The following is a 16899-nucleotide window of genomic DNA, read 5'->3' as shown; positions in this document are numbered from 1 at the left end:
ACGCAGCACACATCGTTTCGGTTTCGTATGACGCTTCATGCTATTCCACTATTGTACCTGTTAGGGAAGCATTTGTTAACCGTGCTTTCCTCGATTCTTTACCAGCAGAAATCTCTTATCATTTCTTCATCACCTGTCATATCACCTATCATAAAAAGAAAAGACTGCCCAGAACTAGTCGCGGTCAACCTTGCAACTCGTTATGTAACAGTCTCCTATTTTTTCTAATCGCATCTCAAACTATAATCTTTCGGCTTATACAAGGTCCATCCTGAATTTGAATGAATCAACTTCTTAACATCTTCACAATCGCCTAGTCCAAGCGAATCTCGCGACCCTCACGAGCTGACTGATACATCGCCTCTAAAATACGAATCATGTCTACACCTTGTTCTGGTGTAAACTCCGGCTCTGCTCGACCAAGTACAACATCAACAAAATGATTCACATTTTCCTGATGCCCCCAGCCTCCAATTGGAACCTGCGGTTCTGAGTTGACCGATTGTCCACCGATGTCGGTAAACAGCTTAAATGTCTCATTGCGCATAGAGAAGCCGCCCTTAGTACCTCGCATTTCTACAAATACGTCGTCTTCTTCAATATGAGATGCCCAACTAACCTCAACTTGAAGCGTCGCTCCATTGTCAAAGCGAATAAAGCCTGTTGCTAGATCCTCAACATCATACGTATTCCCTTCAACATGTCGGGATTCACCTTCAATCGTTGTTTGAGCGAAATGACTGTACGTCGCTCCTGTTACTGCAATCGGCTTCGGATTGCCCATTAGCCACATCGACAAATCAATCATATGAACGCCAAGATCAATAAGCGGCCCGCCACCAGACAGCTCTTTCGTCGTAAACCAGCCACCTTTGCCTGGGATACCCTTCCGGCGTATCCAGCCGCAGCGGCCTGTGTACAAATGACCTGCACCGCCTTCCGCAATCCACTGCTTCAGGAACTTTGGACGTGAGCGATAACGGTTATTGCGCATGACCATTAGTACTTTTCCGCTTTTCTCTGCTGCCTCTTTCATCCGGATTGCTTCATCAGGACGGATCGCATCCGGCTTTTCACAAAATACATGCAACCCTCTCTCCAATGCCGCAATTGCCAACGGTGCATGTAAATAGTTAGGCGAGCAAATATCGATAATATCAAGCTCTTCTTGATCCAACATCTCTTCCCACTCTGTATATACGCGAACTTGTCCGATCTCATCCGCTACGGCACAAGCGGAAGGTTTGTGCGTATCGCACACCGCGACGATCTCCGTATGCGGATTGGCCAGAAAAGCAGGCATATGAGCACCGCGGAAAATGCCTCCCGTTGAAATTACACCTACACGCAGCCTGCGTTCCATATTTGCTGTCATCTTCCACACGTCCAGTCTCTATGAATAAATTGTATCCTCTCTCCTGCCAGATGGCTTAGTAGAGGTAAATGATTTGATAGGGGTATAACCTGCCCTCTACATAGAAGGCAGGTTATTGGCTTACTACTCTATTATCCGTCCAATGACTCTAGCGGCTGTGCGTGACCATACGCTGGATAACTGCGTGTAGATGGCTTCGCCCACTCAACTGCATTGCGGATAACGCGTTGAATGTGTTCGTTATGATACGTAGGATACGTCTCATGACCTGGACGGAAGTAGAAGATCTTCCCTTGGCCGCGCGTGTACGTACAGCCGCTGCGGAACACTTCACCACCGCTGAACCAGCTAACGAATACGAGTTCATCTGGCTGCGGAATATCAAAATGCTCACCGTACATTTCCTCGGCTTCAAGCTCTATATATTCGCCAATGCCTTCTGCAATCGGATGGCCTGGAGCTACTACCCATAGGCGCTCCTTGTCGTTAGCCTCACGCCACTTTAGATCGCAAGATGTGCCCATAAGCTTCTTAAATATTTTCGAAAAGTGTCCAGAGTGAAGAACAATTAGTCCCATCCCGTGCAAAACACGGTTGTACACACGCTCTACGATCGCATCGTCCACGTCTCCGTGTGCCAAATGGCCCCACCAAAGCAAGACATCAGTGTCATTAAGCACTTCTTCTGTCAATCCATGCTCAGGCATATCCAAAGTTGCGTGACGAACCACGAACGAGGAACCAAGTCCATCGCCGATTGCACCATGAATGCCGTTCGGATAAATGTCTGCTACTTTTGGATTGCGTTTCTCATGCTGATATTCATTCCATATCGTAACTTTAATTGGTTGTGTCATGATGGCTCCGCTCCTATTATCTATGTTATGAAATATAATAGATCCACATTTAGCTCACGCTAATTGGGCAGTTATTTAATTTCGAAATGCGCGAATGTATAAAATGAAATTGGCTAGAGGCTTACACCCACCACATTTCACCTAACGGCTCTTTCATCAAAATAGGCTGCAACGCTTGAACAGCTTTTGTGAAGCCCTCATCGATCGACATCAGGCCATCTTCATGTTCAATGCTAATCACATAATCATAGCCTACTAAACGCAGCGCACTAATCATATCCGCCCACGTCTTCGCATCATGCCCGTAGCCGACTGTACGGAACTGCCATGCACGGTCAAGCATGTTGGAGTAAGACTGCATATCCGTAATACCATGACGATGTACATTTACAGGATCGATAGTCGTATCTTTCGCATGGAAATGATGAATCGCATTTTCACGACCAAGAATGCGTATTGCTTGTACGGGATCGATACCTTGCCACCACATGTGGCTAGGGTCCAAGTTAGCTCCGATTACTTCACCTACTGCTTCACGCAATTTGAGCAATGTAGCTGGCGTATGCACAGAGAAGCCACCGTGAAGCTCCAGACCAATTTTCACATTGCGCTGAGCCGCATATTGGCCAATTTCTTTCCAGTAGGGAATGACCTTCTGTGACCACTGCCAGTCCAAAATTTCTTGGAAATCATTCGGCCATGGCGCCACCGGCCAGTTCGGATACTTCGCACCTTCGTGGTCACCAGGGCAGCCAGAGAAGCCATTTACAACAGGAACACCAAGCTCTGCAGCCAAGTCGATCGTGGCCATGAAATCATCATGGAACGCTTTCGCAATCGGCGCTTGCGGATGAAGCGGATTGCCATGACAACTAAACGCGCTAATCGTCATGCCTCTGGATGCAACCGCCTCGCGAAATGCTTCTAGCTTCGCGCGGTCCGCAAGCAGTTCATGCGGATTCGCATGTTTGTTCCCTGGGTAACCTCCTGTTCCGATTTCGACTGCCTCCACACCTTTAGCAGCAATCGTATCTAATGCCTCTTCCAATGCAAGCTGTCCATACAGCACTGTAAATACACCCAGTTTCATTGCCATTCCTCCTTTGAAATCCCCATTTGATACTTGTTGACCTTTTTCCGTTTACTGTAAGGCTGTGTGCTGCGTGATATGCTACTTTGTCGTTTTGATACGTATCACCCAATGGCTACAATGCTACTCTCATTTTGATTCACATCTAATCTATTCGAAGTATACGGCTTTCCCTGTGCTTGCTGATTCGTATACTGCCTCAAGTATTTCAGAAACAACACAAGCTTGTTTCGGCGTAACGATTGGTTCTTTGTCATTCTCGATTGCATCGATCCATAGACGCATTTCAAGATCAGGAGCGCTCTCTGTCTCGCCATCATAGAACGCAACGCCGCCACTATTCATTTCGATCTTTTGCTCGTACAAGCGGCTGTGCTTCTCACCATTGATCGTCAGACCGTTCCACATATCTGCGCCGCCTTCTGTCCCGCTCAATGTACACATCGCTTCACCAACTTGCGTAACATTAAGCGCCCAGCTCGATTCCAACATGATCGTCGCACCATTTTTCATAACAATCATACCGAAAGCAGAATCTTCTACTTTGAACTTCTCTGGGTCCCATGGTCCCCAGGCATTTGCTGCATCTTTACGGCTGCCAAGCTTATGGAATGACGATCCGAGTACAACCTTTGGCTCATAGTTATCCATCATCCACAACGTTAAGTCCAACGCATGTGTGCCGATATCGATCAACGGTCCCCCACCTTGCTTCTCCTCGTCAAGGAATACGCCCCATGTCGGCACTGCACGACGACGAATGGCATGTGCTTTGGAGAAGTAGATGTCGCCAAGATCCCCAGCTTCACATACTTTCTTCAAATACTGACTGTCTGAACGGAACCGATTGTTATAGCCAACTGTTAACTTCATACCTGTACGCTCAGCTGCCTCAACCATACGACGCGCATCTGCTGCTGTCTTCGCCATTGGCTTCTCACACATAACGTGCTTGCCATTTTCCAAGAAATCGATCGTAATTTCCGCATGAGAATCATTCGGTGTACATACATGAACGATATCGATCGTTTTGTCTGCAAGCAGTTCGTTATAGTCCGTTGTTACAACTGCTTCCGCTGTACCGTACTTTTCTTTCGCCTCCTGTGCGCGCTCTTCCTCAATGTCGCAGAATGCTACCATTTCTACGTTTTTAAGCTTAGCCAAGGACGGCATATGTTTGCCGTTCGCAATACCACCACAACCAATAATCGCAATTCGATACACGTTAGACATAACGATTCCTCCTCCTATTTGGACAGCCAACGCTGTTTGCATGTTTGAAATGATGTCAATTTACAGATGATTCTTTATCCAAGCCAAGTTAGCTGCTGAACTTTCCATGGCGCATCGCTGTGTGTTGTCCTGCTCAACGATAAGCCATTCCACACCAATTTCTTCAGCAGTACGAGCAACCGCGACAAGATCAATTTCGCCTTGTCCGAGTTCTACGGTAAGCGGGCCTTCTGGCGTACGTTTCAAATCTTTATAATGAATAAGCGGTAGTCGTTTCGCATGCTGTACAATTACATCGAGTGGTTCAAAGTCTGCATATTGAATCCAGCATACGTCTAATTCCGCAAGCAATTTTGTAGATGGTACAAGCTCAAAAATCCAATCATGCACCGTCCTGCCTGCCACTGCTGTTGTAAATTCAAATTCATGATTGTGATATACAATCTGGATGCCGTACTTGCCAGCTTGGTCCGCTGCTTGCTCCAATATAGATGCTGTATGTTTCAGTGCATCCATCGTTTCGTACTGCGCCTTATCCAACCATGGGCAGATCAAATACCGATTGCCAATAGCCAAGCTCATTTCAATATGCTCATCTAAATGTTTGTCCAACTGCTCTATACCTACATGACTGCCTGCTACCTGCAAGCCATTGCTGTTAAGTGTTGATGCCAGCTCCTCCGGTTTCAGGTTGCCGTAACCAGCTAATTCAACGCCCTCATACCCCATCTCTGCTACTCGAGCGAGCGTACCTGTGAAGTCGCGTGCTGCTTCATCCCGAACGGTATACAGCTGCAAGCCAATTTGCATGCCAATCCACCTCATCGTCATTGGAACATATTTTTTAAAACCATCATGCAACGATTCAAATTAAAAACTACAATTTAAAACAAGAAATATCGTAAATCAGAAATGATTTCGGTAAAAAGCCATGAACAAGTCAAAAAGTAAAGCGCTTTCTTATTGATGGTTTCATTGTGCCATATCCTCCTCTGACTGAGAATGAAGGATATAGTCTATACATGAACAATTCTGCTGCATATACTAGTAGTAAAGGTGAATGCTGTACACGACTACGAATGAAATGAGGCAGTGAAATGGAACAATCACCGACAATGACAACACGACCCATCGATGTTTTATTTTCTGGACATGCCCGTCATTCCAAAGCACATAATTTGATTATTCCAGAAATGAAACACTACTTAATTCGATTGCAGCTAGAGGGAAGCGGCCACACAACCATAGATGGAACAGACCGACCGATTAAGCCCGGAAGCCTTTTGCTGCTTAAACCAGGAGATTATTACAACTTAAAAATTGGTTATACCGACCCCGAGCGACTTATCCCGCTAACTAAGGTGCACAGTCTTGATTACTATTTAATTATAAATGGACCTATGGTGGAGCAATGGTGGGATGAGCACGTCAACGAACCACTCGTTGAGATTGATTTGGAAGATCGTATATTAGCCATTTGGCGGGAGATTATGATGGAGCATCGACTAGACCCTACGAACATGAACGATATCGTTGAGCATCTAACGTATGTATTGTTTCGCTACATGGAACGGACGTTAGCAGGACCTGAACTTAGCGAAGCGCATGGTTTGCCTCGGACGGTACTCAAAATGAAGCAGTTTATTGAGCAATCTTCAGCCGATCCGTTCACGATTAGAGATGTTGCTGAGCATGTTCAACTTAGCGAATCTCGTGCCTCTCATTTATTTAAGGGCGCAACAGGAAAGTCGATTATGGATTACGCTATAGATTGCCGTTTGAATATGGCATGTGAACGAATACTGCATGGCTATATGTCATTGGAACAAATCGCGGAGATGTGCGGGTTTCAGAGCTATACATATTTTCATCGCACATTTAAAAAACGACTGGGCTTGTCCCCTAGCCAGTATCGTGAACAACGTACACTGGGTAGATGATCGTTAAAGATGAGCAAGAAGTATGAACGTTACAGCTGAACATGAAGCTCAAGCGTTTAAAGATAATAAGTTTAAGAAGAGCGACGACAAGGTTACTTGATTGATATGGACAAAAGTGCAGTTATTTTATTTAAAATTGTGCTGTTAGAAACAAAACAGGACAAATATGCAGTTATTTTCAGCGTAAATCGCTTAAAGGAGCTAAAGCTGAAAAAATAACTGCATTATTGCGGATAATCCCCCTTACAAGCTCATCTATGGAAAAAATAACTGCACTTTTGTCCAAAGCTAGCCTAACCTATTCCACCACATCGATAAGGACTGCCTCAAATGTAACAAACAGCGATTGTTTCCCATTTCCCGGTTACCCTTTACAGTTAATCAGTATACGTTGATGAATTTAGTTTAGCTTACTATAAATTGGCAGCACATATGGCGAAACGACTTGGGCTCCCAATTTGAAATATATAGTGAAATCCGTAGGTTCGTTATGGGTGCAATTACAAGTGCAGCTTTCGATTCGAATTTTATTTTGGTTTCCCCATAAAAGGGACAATCTAACAAGGATGTCCACTAGAAAATACACCCCTGTCTCCGCTTAGTTAACAGAAAAATGGTATTTCCATGAACTTTGTTTGAAGCTATTGCAACCAAGGGGAATGTCTTATATGCTAGGGATATCTCATTAAAATAATTTTCATAACTATGATCTTGTTTACGAAAATGATTTTTACATCAATATTGTAAAGGTTGATAGCTTTGTCTAGTATTCTACATGCTATAGAGCAGCGACATGATCAGTTCCATCAACAAGAAAGCAAGCTGGCTGCGTATATTTTGCAGTTCCCGAGTAATGTAGTCACTATGGGAATAACAGAATTGGCAGAACAGTCTGGCACCTCAGCAGCTACCGTGACGCGCTTTTGCAAGTCGTTCCATTTTCGTGGATTTCCCGACTTTAAGACGAAGCTTGCTGCCGATCTTGCGCAACAGACATCGCCGCTAACTTATCAAGATATTATTGCAGGCAATCCGCTAGCGGACATCGTCAAGGCAATCGAGGCAAACCATATCCGTTCTATCGCAGATACTACTCGCCTACTGGATATACCTTCTTTGACACGGGCAGTAGCTGCTTTGAATGGAGCACGCCAAATTGATTTGTATGGGGTTGCTACTTCCGGTATCGTAGCCCTTGATTTCTATCAGAAGCTGATTCGGATCGGCAAGCGGGCGACCGCATTCCAAGATCCACATATGCAAATTACATCAGCAGCCAATTTGACAGAGGAAGATGTTGTCGTCGCGATTTCCTATTCAGGGGAAACACCTGAGACGATTGAAGCGCTGCAATGCGCAAAGGAGCGCGGAGCAACGACGATATCACTTTCCAAGGTTGGTTCCAGCCGATTAGCAGAGCTGGCTGACATTAACTTATTCGCATCTTCATTAGAAGAAGGAATGCGCAGAGGAGATATGGCTTCGCGAATCGCTCAGCTGCACGTGATTGACACGTTGTTCGCAGCCATGGTCAGCGAAGCATTCGACGATCATATTCCGATGCTAGAACAATCGTATCGCATGGTACGCAAGTACCGTAAAGATAAAGGGAGGTAATTGACATAATGAACATTATGACTTTTAACACAAACGAAGAATTGAACCAAATCGCAGCAGGTATTTTCGCAAGCCTTATCCAAACGAAGCCTACCGCTGTTCTTGGCTTGGCAACAGGCAGCACACCAATCGGTATTTACCAAGAGCTAATTCGCTTGAATGAGAAAGGCTATGTTGACTTTAAAGATGTAACATCTTACAACTTGGATGAATATTGCGGACTTCCGGCTGATCACCCAGAAACATACCGTTCCTTCATGAACGCGCAATTGTTCAACCATGTTAATATCGATAAAGCAAAAACACATGTACCTAACGGCAATGCAGCTGACTTGGATGCAGAAAGCAAATCCTACGATGAGCAGCTTGCTAAAGCTTCCATCGATCTTCAATTGCTCGGTCTTGGCCACAATGGTCATATCGGCTTCAATGAGCCAGACGCTGAGCTTCATGCAGGTACGCATGTCGTTAACTTGAAAGAAGAAACTCGCCAAGCGAATGCTCGTTTCTTCAGCTCCATCGACGAAGTTCCTACACAAGCAATTACTATGGGTGTAGGTTCCATTCTTAAAGCGAAAATGGTCATGCTTGTCGTTCGCGGCGCAGAAAAAGCAGACATCGTTCACCGCGCTTTGACGGGTCCAATTACGACGGAAGTGCCAGCATCCTTGCTGCAAACACATCCTAACGTTGTGGTACTTCTCGACAAAGAGGCGGCGAAACATTTCCATGCATAAGACAACCTTTACGATTAAAAATGCACAAGTTGTGACGTTGAATGGTACGATTTCGAACGGAATTGTACGAGTCGTGAATGGACGTATTGCCTATATCGGCACGCAAGCGCAACTGACAGAAGCAGAACAAGGTTGGCTAACCGATGCGATTGACGCTGACAACGGCTACCTGCTGCCCGGCTTTATTGATGTTCATGTCCACGGTGGTTTTGGCGCCGACTTCATGGATGCAACAGCAGAAGCTTACGATACGATTACAAAGTTCCATATGGAACATGGCACGACTGCGATGCTCGCAACATCGATGACACAGTCTCGTGAAGCGCTTAGCAGTGTAGTAGCTGCCGTTGAGTCTTACATTCATAACGGCTCGTCCTATGCGCAGCTGGCAGGTCTACATTTGGAAGGACCATTCGTCAATCCAAAATATAAAGGTGCTCAAAACGACGCCTATATGATGGACCCTCAGTTGGAGTGGCTGCAAGAGTGGCATGAGAAGCATCCTGGTATTATGAAGCAGCTAACACTTGCGCCTGAGCGCAATGAATCGCTCGAAGCGATTCGCTGGTGCCGTACTCACGGCATTAACGTGGCGGCTGGTCATACAGGTGCAACGTACGATGAGATGACTGTCGCAGCAAATGCAGGCTTGAATCAAGCTGTGCATACGTTCAATGCGATGACGGGCGTTCACCATCGTGATCCTGGCGTTGCAGGTGCAGTGTTAACAGATGACCGCATCACGGCTGAAATTATTGCCGACGGCATTCACGTTCACCCTGCTTGCATCAAGCTGCTTGCTCGCGCCAAAGCACCTGGCAAGCTTGTGCTCATTACTGATGCGATGGCTGCTGCAGGCATGCCTGACGGTCAATATGAGCTTGGCGGCCTTGCTGTAACGATGAAGGACGGCGAATGCCGCCTTACAGAGGGCGGAGCACTTGCTGGCAGCACGCTGACGATGATCGAAGCCGTTCGCTTCGTCATCAACCAAGTAGGCTTGTCGCTTGAAGAAGCTTCCCGCCTAGCGAGCATCAATCCTGCCCAACTGATCGGCATTGATGAAGTAACAGGCAGCATCGAAGTCGGCAAGCAAGCTGACCTTGTGCTGACAGACCGTGACCTGAACGTCAAAGACGTATGGGTGAAAGGAACAGCTAAAGGCTAAATTACATTAAAACCTTCAATACCGCTGGAAACAGACTTAGGGCCTGCCCTGTCTCTCTTAGTGGCATTGAAGGTTTTTTCTATTTGCAAATGAAACATGGTGCTCAATGATTCGCAACAAAAAGTGTTCTACCCCGTATAACATAAGCGTATATTCGTGATGATCATTTGCATATGGTTAGATTCACAACTTGCAAATGCAGCAAGAAGCTTAATCTGTATTATTTTGCCCATTTTTATTTGAAACAGGTGACCTACTATCATTCAATCTTTATATCCACTCGCTCTCACGCTCTGCCTGTAGAGGAATAGCTAATTCCCTTGGTGTCCTCTATGGGCGGAGCCTTTATCCAAGGGAGCGTGATGGCATGAAGCCTCATAACAAAAATCGCAGCAAAGCATATGCTAGACATCAAAGAAAACGCATTATCCGACGCAAGAAGCTAATAGCAGCTCGGCGGGAATGGCAGGTCAAATACGAAGGGCGCTTCGCCAAAGGCAAAGTACATTGCTCTTGCTCGATGTGCAGTGAGAAGACGAAGCAGCACGGCTACCCGAAATCACAGTTGGTGAAAATGATGAGCTGCCGTGAACAACTCATGGAATGTGATTCCTAAATTTTAAATACGTTTTAAGTATAGAGTGATTACCTGGATGACATAGGTAGTCACTTTTCTTATTGTATCCTTAGTTCTGCGCAAAAAATAAAGCGTCCCCGCCAGTACCCGCAAAAGCACTGTGGCGGACGCTCAATTATATCTGATGCAAGCTGCTTGAACTTGCTCATCCCATAACCTTTTATTCCTGCTTACCGTAGGAGACAGTAAAGGCAAGATTACAAAGGTTAAACGATAAGGGCGTGAACTGCTATCAGATTTTTAACTCCCCAAGCTTAATAAGCTGGACAACCGCTTGTGAACGACCTTTTACATTTAGTTTCTGCATCACATTCGAGATGTGGTTTCGAACCGTCTTCTCGCTGATGAATAACTGTTGCGCGATATCGCGGGTCGTTTTGTCTTGTACGAGCAATTCAAAGACTTCACGTTCACGGTTGGTTAAAAGGAATTTGCTCTTGTGATCGCTGCCCTTCAAGTGTCACCCCTCCTTGCCCGAGTTTTGTGTAGATTTAACAAGGTTAAGGGATACAGTCAAAGTTATAGTATGAAGGGCACTTACACTTGGTGCTGAGCACAGTAAAAATGGGCTGTGTCTTGAGCGCCGTTATCAAAGTAGCTTGTACCCTTGATAACGACGCATCGACAACAGCCCAGTCTCACGATAACGCTACTATTTTACGGCATGCCCTGCATTCGTTGGGAAAATCCGTCTCGTCATCTCATTAAACTCCACCGCAAAACCTTGGAACGGATGACCTGCTTTTACATGCTGCGAATATTGAGACATACGATCTACAAAGTTCGGATCTTCTGACACATATACATTTTTGACGTTGGGAGACGCTTTCTTCACTTCATGCACAATCTTCGATTTCAAATCTTTAGACAACGCTTTATTGCCTGTATTCGCTTTATTTACGCCACCATTTCTATGCGCTGAAGCGGTTGTCACCGCGACATAAGCACTGTCGTTGCTTTGTACAACGTAAGCACGGTGAACACCCGGAATCGCAGCTACCTTATCAGCCGCTTTTTGGCTCAAAGTCATGCTTTGACCCGTATATGGCATGTTACGATTCGTATTATATCCGCGGTATCCTTGGTTATAGCCATTGTAGCTATAGCCGCTCATACCATCCGTTCGATTATTGTAATTACGATAATAATTGCCATCCGTATTAAATGGAGTGCCATAGCCATTAGGGTAGCCGTATCCATTCGTGCCATTTGTACCATTTGTGCCGTATGGTGCCATTCCATTCTGGTAATTAGATGTTGTATTCGGGTGTGCACCTTTTGTAGTAGTACCGTTATTGTAACATCCCGTCAAACCTGTCATCATGACCATTGCTGCTGTCATTGTCAGAAGCGCTGCTTTCATACGCATGAACGTGATCCTCCTTATGATGAGTATTGATAAGATGCCGCCATCTATTATCATGCTCATCAGGCACGCTGCAAATGCTTATAAAAAGTTGGCATTGAACAACAACATCGCTTACGACTACATGTCGCTAAAGCATGTCCAAAAATACTATCATGCACCGGCTTCTAAATGACTAAATGACTGTGGAACAAGGACAACTTGCCCACACGGGGAATGACTCACATTCATACAATGCTAACAAGCATTTGAAGGTATTTACGCTACATCGCTGGAGGCGAATAAGATTGAAAATTCTGTTCACGTTCTATGTGCCAAGCGGGGGAATCGATACGCTCAATCGCCAGCGCTGCCAAGTACTTAAACAAGTAGGTATCGAAGGTCATCTTCTATATACAACCCCAGGGAGCGTTATCCATAACCCGACTTCGATTCCTATGTACACGACATCGTTTGACGAGGATATCTCACAACTTATTCGCACTCATCGTTATCACCTTATTATCGTTTCTTCCGATTATTTACTGCTGGAGCGACTTCGTAGGCTTGGATACAGAGGTCCTATTCTTTACGAAGCACAGGGACTCGGCCATATTAGCCTCGCGGAACGAACCGTACAGGAAGCAGTCCCCTACTTAAGACAATATGCTGCTGGTGTTCATCTCCCTAAAACAGCTCACCTTATCCAATTGTTTCGCAAGTACTGTCCATGGCTCCCACAATACTCCTTCCCTAACGTAGTGAACACGGATACGATTCATTATAAATACAACCCACCTGTACCTAATCCTATTATTGCTTGGGTAGGAAGATTAGAAGCGAATAAGAACTGGAAGCACTTTTTAGAAATTGGCTATTGGATGCATTATTATATGCCCAACGTTCGTTTATGGATGTTTTACGATTCGACCATATATACGGAAGAGGATCGGCAAGAATTCGAGCCCTTTATCCAAAAGCTGAACTTGCAAAATATTTTGACGATTCGTGACCGTGTGCCTCACGCTCATATGTCAGATTACTATTCGATGATCGGTGATTCAGGAGGATTCCTACTTTCTACATCCCAAGCCGAGGGATTCGGCTATGCAGTTGCTGAGGCAATGAGCTGCCGCTGCCCTGTTCTCAGTACAGATTCAGATGGTGTACGCGCATTTATTACGCATAATATTACCGGGAAGTTTTATCCTTTCGGGTACATTGAACAGGCTGTCCAAGAAGGGCGCTCGCTCATTTCGGATCAAGCTTTACGAGCCTTTATACGAGAACAAGGAGTTTACCATATTAAAAATCAATTTTCACCAAGCAAATATCAAGCAGATTTTCTAACTATGTTGAATCAGGTGCTTGTCCTCACGCACAACAAACGTAAATAAGCAAACATCCAATCCTACGTTATTTCATCCATAGGATTGGATGTTTTTTTGTTGATACGATACAGCTAGACAGATTGAAATGCTGCAGCATACTGCCATGTTAATTCCAGCCCTTGATGTAAGGAATAGCTGGGCCGCCAAGTAGAAAGCTGTTGGAGCTTATTCGCACTTAAACAGCTATGTCGTATGTCACCGATTCGCTTTTCTCCCCATTGCCGCTCAATGTTTTTACCTGACAATTGTTCATAAATAAGGCTCAGCTCGTTAATCGAAACCGATTTGCCTGTACTAACATTGAACGTATCATACAAGTGATGCTCAGCAACAGATTGGATAGCACCTGACACATCTTTTACATAGATAAAATCCCTTGTTTGCTCCCCGTCTCCATGAATAAGGAGCGGCTTATTGTGCAAAATACGATCAGTGAATAGAGCAATGACTCCACCTTCACCTTTCGGCGTTTGTCGAGGGCCATATACATTGGCAAATCGAAGGATGGAAGTATGAAGTTCGTATTGCTGCGAAAATAAGCGAATGTATTGTTCAGCTGTCCATTTGGATAACCCATAGCAAGAGCTTGGTTGTAGAGAATCGTTTTCGGTAATCGTAGTATGGGATTGATCGCCATATATGGCAGAAGTGGATGCAAAGATGAAGTGAGTGTTTTTCAAAGAAGTGCAAGCCTGCAACAATCGAATCGTACCGCTTGCATTAACAGCTAAATCGTCATAAGGATTTTCCTGAGACTGCTTCACATCGGCTTGAGCCGCTAAATGGACAATTACGTCTGGCTCTATAGAACGTATAAGCGACACAACAGCACGCCGGCGAATGTCACCATCATGTATAAGAGCTGAAGGGTGAAGCCAGTCGCGACTGCCCGTACTAAAGTTGTCTAGCACATGTACTTCGTGGCCATTGGATATCAAATCCTCCACAACGTGAGACCCGATAAAACCAGCCCCTCCGGTAACAATAACACGCATCATGCCACTTTCCTTCCTATGAGGGATACATGAATGGATTTTCTGTTTCCTTTGCTGATATTAACTTGTTATCTCTGTAAATGACAACATCCCCCATTCATGAATGATGTGTCCCCTACGGTTGTACACGCGAAGAATAATATCTAATGGATGACGACCCGAAATCGTCGTGTACAGTTGAACGACAATTTTTCCACCTAGAAGCCGAATATCAGATAACTGCACTTCAGCGTTAGGGAGGCCCGCAGGCATTAATCGGTGAAGATGCTGTGCAAACACGGTATCGTTAGCTGTAAGCCTGACTAGTAAGTTTGACTGCTGGGGACATTGATTGCGGACAAATAACGTAATTTTGTCATAAGGAGCTTTTCCGTTCCGTTCAACATTATCAATTTGTTGCGAGTAATATACGCTCATAGTATCTTCTCCTCGCCATTTCCAGCTTTCATTAGCGATATCGTGATTACGATATGCTAGCACTACCTGATTGGCAACGTACTCCTATTTCATTCTCCGTCCATTTCACAGCTTATCTAGGTGGACTGCCTATACAACTTTGCCGCGCTCCCCATATATTAGAGCATCTAACGATGACAGCAGGGGGGTTGCGAATGAAAATACTACTTGCAACATATTGGGAAATTCCCCATCTCGGCGGTGTATGGCCCCTAATGGAGCGACTAGCACATGATCTTCGGGCTAGAGGCCACGAGGTAGACATTTTCGGCAACAATGTTCATTACTATCATCTCGTTAATCAGCAGCGCCGCTTCATCAAATCCCATTATTCACCGTTGATCGAAACGCATCTGAATCATACGCCCCTCAGTGCCAACGCTGTCGTCTATCACACGGAAGTAGACCGCTTAATTATGGAGCTCACTGCATCAACACTAAACCTAGGTCAGTACGACCTCATTCATACGCACGACGCTATTTCTGCTCGCTCCATTGCTCGGGTGAAGCCCCCTCATGTCCCGCTATTAGTTAATCCACACGGATCATTGCTTGGTGAAATTAAGCTGCTTATTGATTCACATGCTTTGCCGAGCAGCAACTTCGATCTACTCTATACTTACTATTCCTCGTTAGAAAAAAGAGGAATCCTATCCGCCAATCATGCGTTGGCCGCCTCCAGCTGGCTGAAGCGAATATTGGGTCAAGATTACCGAGTTCCAGAAACCCATGTAACTGTATTTCCATATGGAATTGATACAGAGCGATTCTACGCCCAGATGCATGTGCCTAATGAAGCTGTTGTACCTCCTTATAAAAAAGTCATTTCCTACGCAGGCCGCTTCGTCCACCTCAAAGGGATTCAAGTATTGCTTAACGCCTTGTCTGCCTTAAAACAAATTAGGCAGGACTGGGTCTGTTGGCTTATTGGTGAGGGCGATAACAAAAGTGAGTATATACAGCAAGCCGAATCACTCGGATTAGGCTCTGATGTCGTGTTTTGGGGAGCTCGTTCCGACGTCCCCCGCTTCATGGCACTGACTGATATTTATGTACAGCCTAGTTTGCAAGATAATCAACCACTCTCTGTTATTGAGGCGCAGGTTGCTGGGTGTGCCGTTATCGTCTCTTCGGCGAGCGGATTGCCAGAAATGGTTCAGCATGGGGCAACAGGGGTCGTCGTTCCTGCAAACGACAGTGATTCTTTATTTCGTCATTTGCACCATTTACTGCAGTATGATACGCAAAGAATTCAGCTCGGGCAGCATGCTCAGCATGTCGGTGTGCATCAGTGGTCTTTGGCCCGCTACAATCACGATATGTTTCACTTATATCAGCGAATTACTGGGAAGCCAGTATAGCGATACTGCATCTTTCAACTCGGCACTGATACTGATATTGACCGTTTACTTATAAAGCTGTGATTTCTTCTGAAGGGGGTCCCATTATGCGTGTGCCTGGTCAATTGTACAGCAATTTATTTTTGACCGCGTCATCTGTGCCAGAGCTGCTTGTCGAAGATTCTATATGGAACGAAGTGTATCACTGGGTGCCAAAGCATTATTCCATCCCGGATCTGGATGTCATTGCTCCCGTATTGGAACAATACAAAAAACAAACAGGAGAAGGATAAGCAACGCTGCCTTCCTCTTTTAATAACACAAAAAAGAAGTACCGTCCAGAGCAAATTAAGGGGGACGGTACTTCTTTTATATATGGATAAGATTGTCTATCTATTATCTGATAACGACAGCCGTTCCACTAGCCGCCACCATAAGCATGCCATCACGTATCACTTCATAATCAATATCAATGCCGACAATTGCATTTGCACCGCGCGTGCCAGCTTGATGCTTCATTTCAGTAAGCGCGATATCTCGTGCTTCTTTAAGTTTGCTCTCATAGGCACCTGAACGACCACCTACAATATCTCTTACTGAAGCAAAAATATCCCTCACCACATTAGCACCCATAATCGCTTCCCCATTTACAATGCCAACGTACTGGGCAATCTCCTTGCCTTGAATCGACGAAGTCGTTGAAAGAATCATCGGTTAC

The 16899-nt window shown here is 45.2% G+C and carries 18 protein-coding genes; 8 read left to right on the top strand and 10 right to left on the bottom strand.

The window, feature by feature from the left end; translation table 11 throughout:
- Positions 1–313 precede the first annotated feature (313 nt).
- The 5 genes from H580_RS0107045 to H580_RS0107025 all read right to left on the bottom strand — a co-directional run bounded on the left by H580_RS0107045 (position 314) and on the right by H580_RS0107025 (position 5365).
- Positions 314–1375: a Gfo/Idh/MocA family protein gene (locus tag H580_RS0107045; RefSeq protein WP_028594150.1), complete on the bottom strand. Its 1062-nt coding sequence runs from the start codon at positions 1373–1375 to the stop codon at positions 314–316.
- 131 nt (positions 1376–1506) lie between these two features.
- The gene (locus H580_RS0107040; RefSeq protein ID WP_028594149.1) at positions 1507–2232 is read right to left on the bottom strand and encodes a ThuA domain-containing protein; all 726 of its coding nucleotides are present in this window, start codon (positions 2230–2232) and stop codon (positions 1507–1509) included.
- A gap of 121 nt (positions 2233–2353) precedes the next feature.
- Positions 2354–3322, bottom strand: coding sequence for a sugar phosphate isomerase/epimerase family protein (locus H580_RS0107035; RefSeq protein WP_028594148.1), 969 nt, complete (start codon positions 3320–3322; stop codon positions 2354–2356).
- 150 nt (positions 3323–3472) lie between these two features.
- Positions 3473–4555 (bottom strand): Gfo/Idh/MocA family protein, encoded by a 1083-nt coding sequence (locus H580_RS0107030; RefSeq protein ID WP_028594147.1) that lies wholly within the window; start codon positions 4553–4555, stop codon positions 3473–3475.
- 60 nt (positions 4556–4615) lie between these two features.
- A complete protein-coding gene (locus H580_RS0107025; RefSeq protein WP_084509030.1) occupies positions 4616–5365 on the bottom strand; it encodes a sugar phosphate isomerase/epimerase family protein in 750 nt (249 codons plus the stop codon).
- Positions 5366–5652: 287 nt separating this feature from the next.
- Here H580_RS0107025 and H580_RS0107020 point away from each other — a divergent pair, with 287 nt between their 5' ends.
- From H580_RS0107020 to H580_RS0106995, 5 genes are all read left to right on the top strand, one after another.
- Entirely contained in the window at positions 5653–6495 is an 843-nt protein-coding gene (locus H580_RS0107020) for a helix-turn-helix transcriptional regulator (RefSeq protein ID WP_028594145.1), read from the top strand.
- Between the two features lie 759 nt (positions 6496–7254).
- Positions 7255–8112, top strand: a complete 858-nt coding sequence (locus H580_RS0107010; protein WP_028594144.1) for a MurR/RpiR family transcriptional regulator — start codon at positions 7255–7257, stop codon at positions 8110–8112.
- A gap of 8 nt (positions 8113–8120) precedes the next feature.
- Positions 8121–8849 carry a glucosamine-6-phosphate deaminase gene (gene nagB / locus H580_RS0107005; protein WP_028594143.1) on the top strand — a complete coding sequence of 243 codons (729 nt, stop codon included), beginning with the start codon at positions 8121–8123 and terminating at the stop codon, positions 8847–8849.
- Positions 8842–10017: an N-acetylglucosamine-6-phosphate deacetylase gene (nagA, locus tag H580_RS0107000; RefSeq protein WP_028594142.1), complete on the top strand. Its 1176-nt coding sequence runs from the start codon at positions 8842–8844 to the stop codon at positions 10015–10017. Before nagB ends, nagA begins: the two co-directional genes overlap by 8 nt.
- A gap of 367 nt (positions 10018–10384) precedes the next feature.
- The gene (locus H580_RS0106995) at positions 10385–10633 is read left to right on the top strand and encodes a hypothetical protein (protein ID WP_028594141.1); all 249 of its coding nucleotides are present in this window, start codon (positions 10385–10387) and stop codon (positions 10631–10633) included.
- A gap of 253 nt (positions 10634–10886) precedes the next feature.
- Here the strand turns inward: H580_RS0106995 and H580_RS0106990 are convergent, their stop codons facing one another.
- Both H580_RS0106990 and H580_RS25405 read right to left on the bottom strand, forming a co-directional pair.
- Positions 10887–11111: a helix-turn-helix domain-containing protein gene (locus H580_RS0106990; protein WP_028594140.1), complete on the bottom strand. Its 225-nt coding sequence runs from the start codon at positions 11109–11111 to the stop codon at positions 10887–10889.
- A gap of 195 nt (positions 11112–11306) precedes the next feature.
- Positions 11307–12023, bottom strand: coding sequence for a YhcN/YlaJ family sporulation lipoprotein (locus tag H580_RS25405; protein WP_051217306.1), 717 nt, complete (start codon positions 12021–12023; stop codon positions 11307–11309).
- A 284-nt stretch (positions 12024–12307) separates the two neighbouring features.
- Between H580_RS25405 and H580_RS0106975 the strand changes: the two genes are divergently transcribed.
- Positions 12308–13396: a glycosyltransferase family 4 protein gene (locus H580_RS0106975; RefSeq protein WP_028594139.1), complete on the top strand. Its 1089-nt coding sequence runs from the start codon at positions 12308–12310 to the stop codon at positions 13394–13396.
- A 65-nt stretch (positions 13397–13461) separates the two neighbouring features.
- Here the strand turns inward: H580_RS0106975 and H580_RS0106970 are convergent, their stop codons facing one another.
- Positions 13462–14388, bottom strand: coding sequence for an NAD-dependent epimerase/dehydratase family protein (locus H580_RS0106970; protein ID WP_245583511.1), 927 nt, complete (start codon positions 14386–14388; stop codon positions 13462–13464).
- Between the two features lie 57 nt (positions 14389–14445).
- Complete coding sequence (locus H580_RS0106965; RefSeq protein WP_028594137.1) at positions 14446–14802, bottom strand: hypothetical protein; 357 nt, start codon at positions 14800–14802, stop codon at positions 14446–14448.
- A 194-nt stretch (positions 14803–14996) separates the two neighbouring features.
- Here H580_RS0106965 and H580_RS0106960 point away from each other — a divergent pair, with 194 nt between their 5' ends.
- Both H580_RS0106960 and H580_RS23615 read left to right on the top strand, forming a co-directional pair.
- Positions 14997–16202, top strand: a complete 1206-nt coding sequence (locus H580_RS0106960; protein ID WP_028594136.1) for a glycosyltransferase family 4 protein — start codon at positions 14997–14999, stop codon at positions 16200–16202.
- A gap of 86 nt (positions 16203–16288) precedes the next feature.
- Positions 16289–16474, top strand: a complete 186-nt coding sequence (locus H580_RS23615; protein ID WP_036604785.1) for a hypothetical protein — start codon at positions 16289–16291, stop codon at positions 16472–16474.
- Positions 16475–16577: 103 nt separating this feature from the next.
- Here the strand turns inward: H580_RS23615 and H580_RS0106950 are convergent, their stop codons facing one another.
- Positions 16578–16892, bottom strand: a complete 315-nt coding sequence (locus tag H580_RS0106950) for a YbjQ family protein (RefSeq protein ID WP_028594135.1) — start codon at positions 16890–16892, stop codon at positions 16578–16580.
- Positions 16893–16899 lie beyond the last annotated feature (7 nt).

It is taken from the genome of Paenibacillus assamensis DSM 18201, assembly GCF_000422445.1.
GTDB classification, from domain to species: Bacteria; Bacillota; Bacilli; order Paenibacillales; family Paenibacillaceae; genus Paenibacillus_B; species Paenibacillus_B assamensis.
This window is presented reverse-complemented; position numbering and strand designations above follow the sequence as displayed.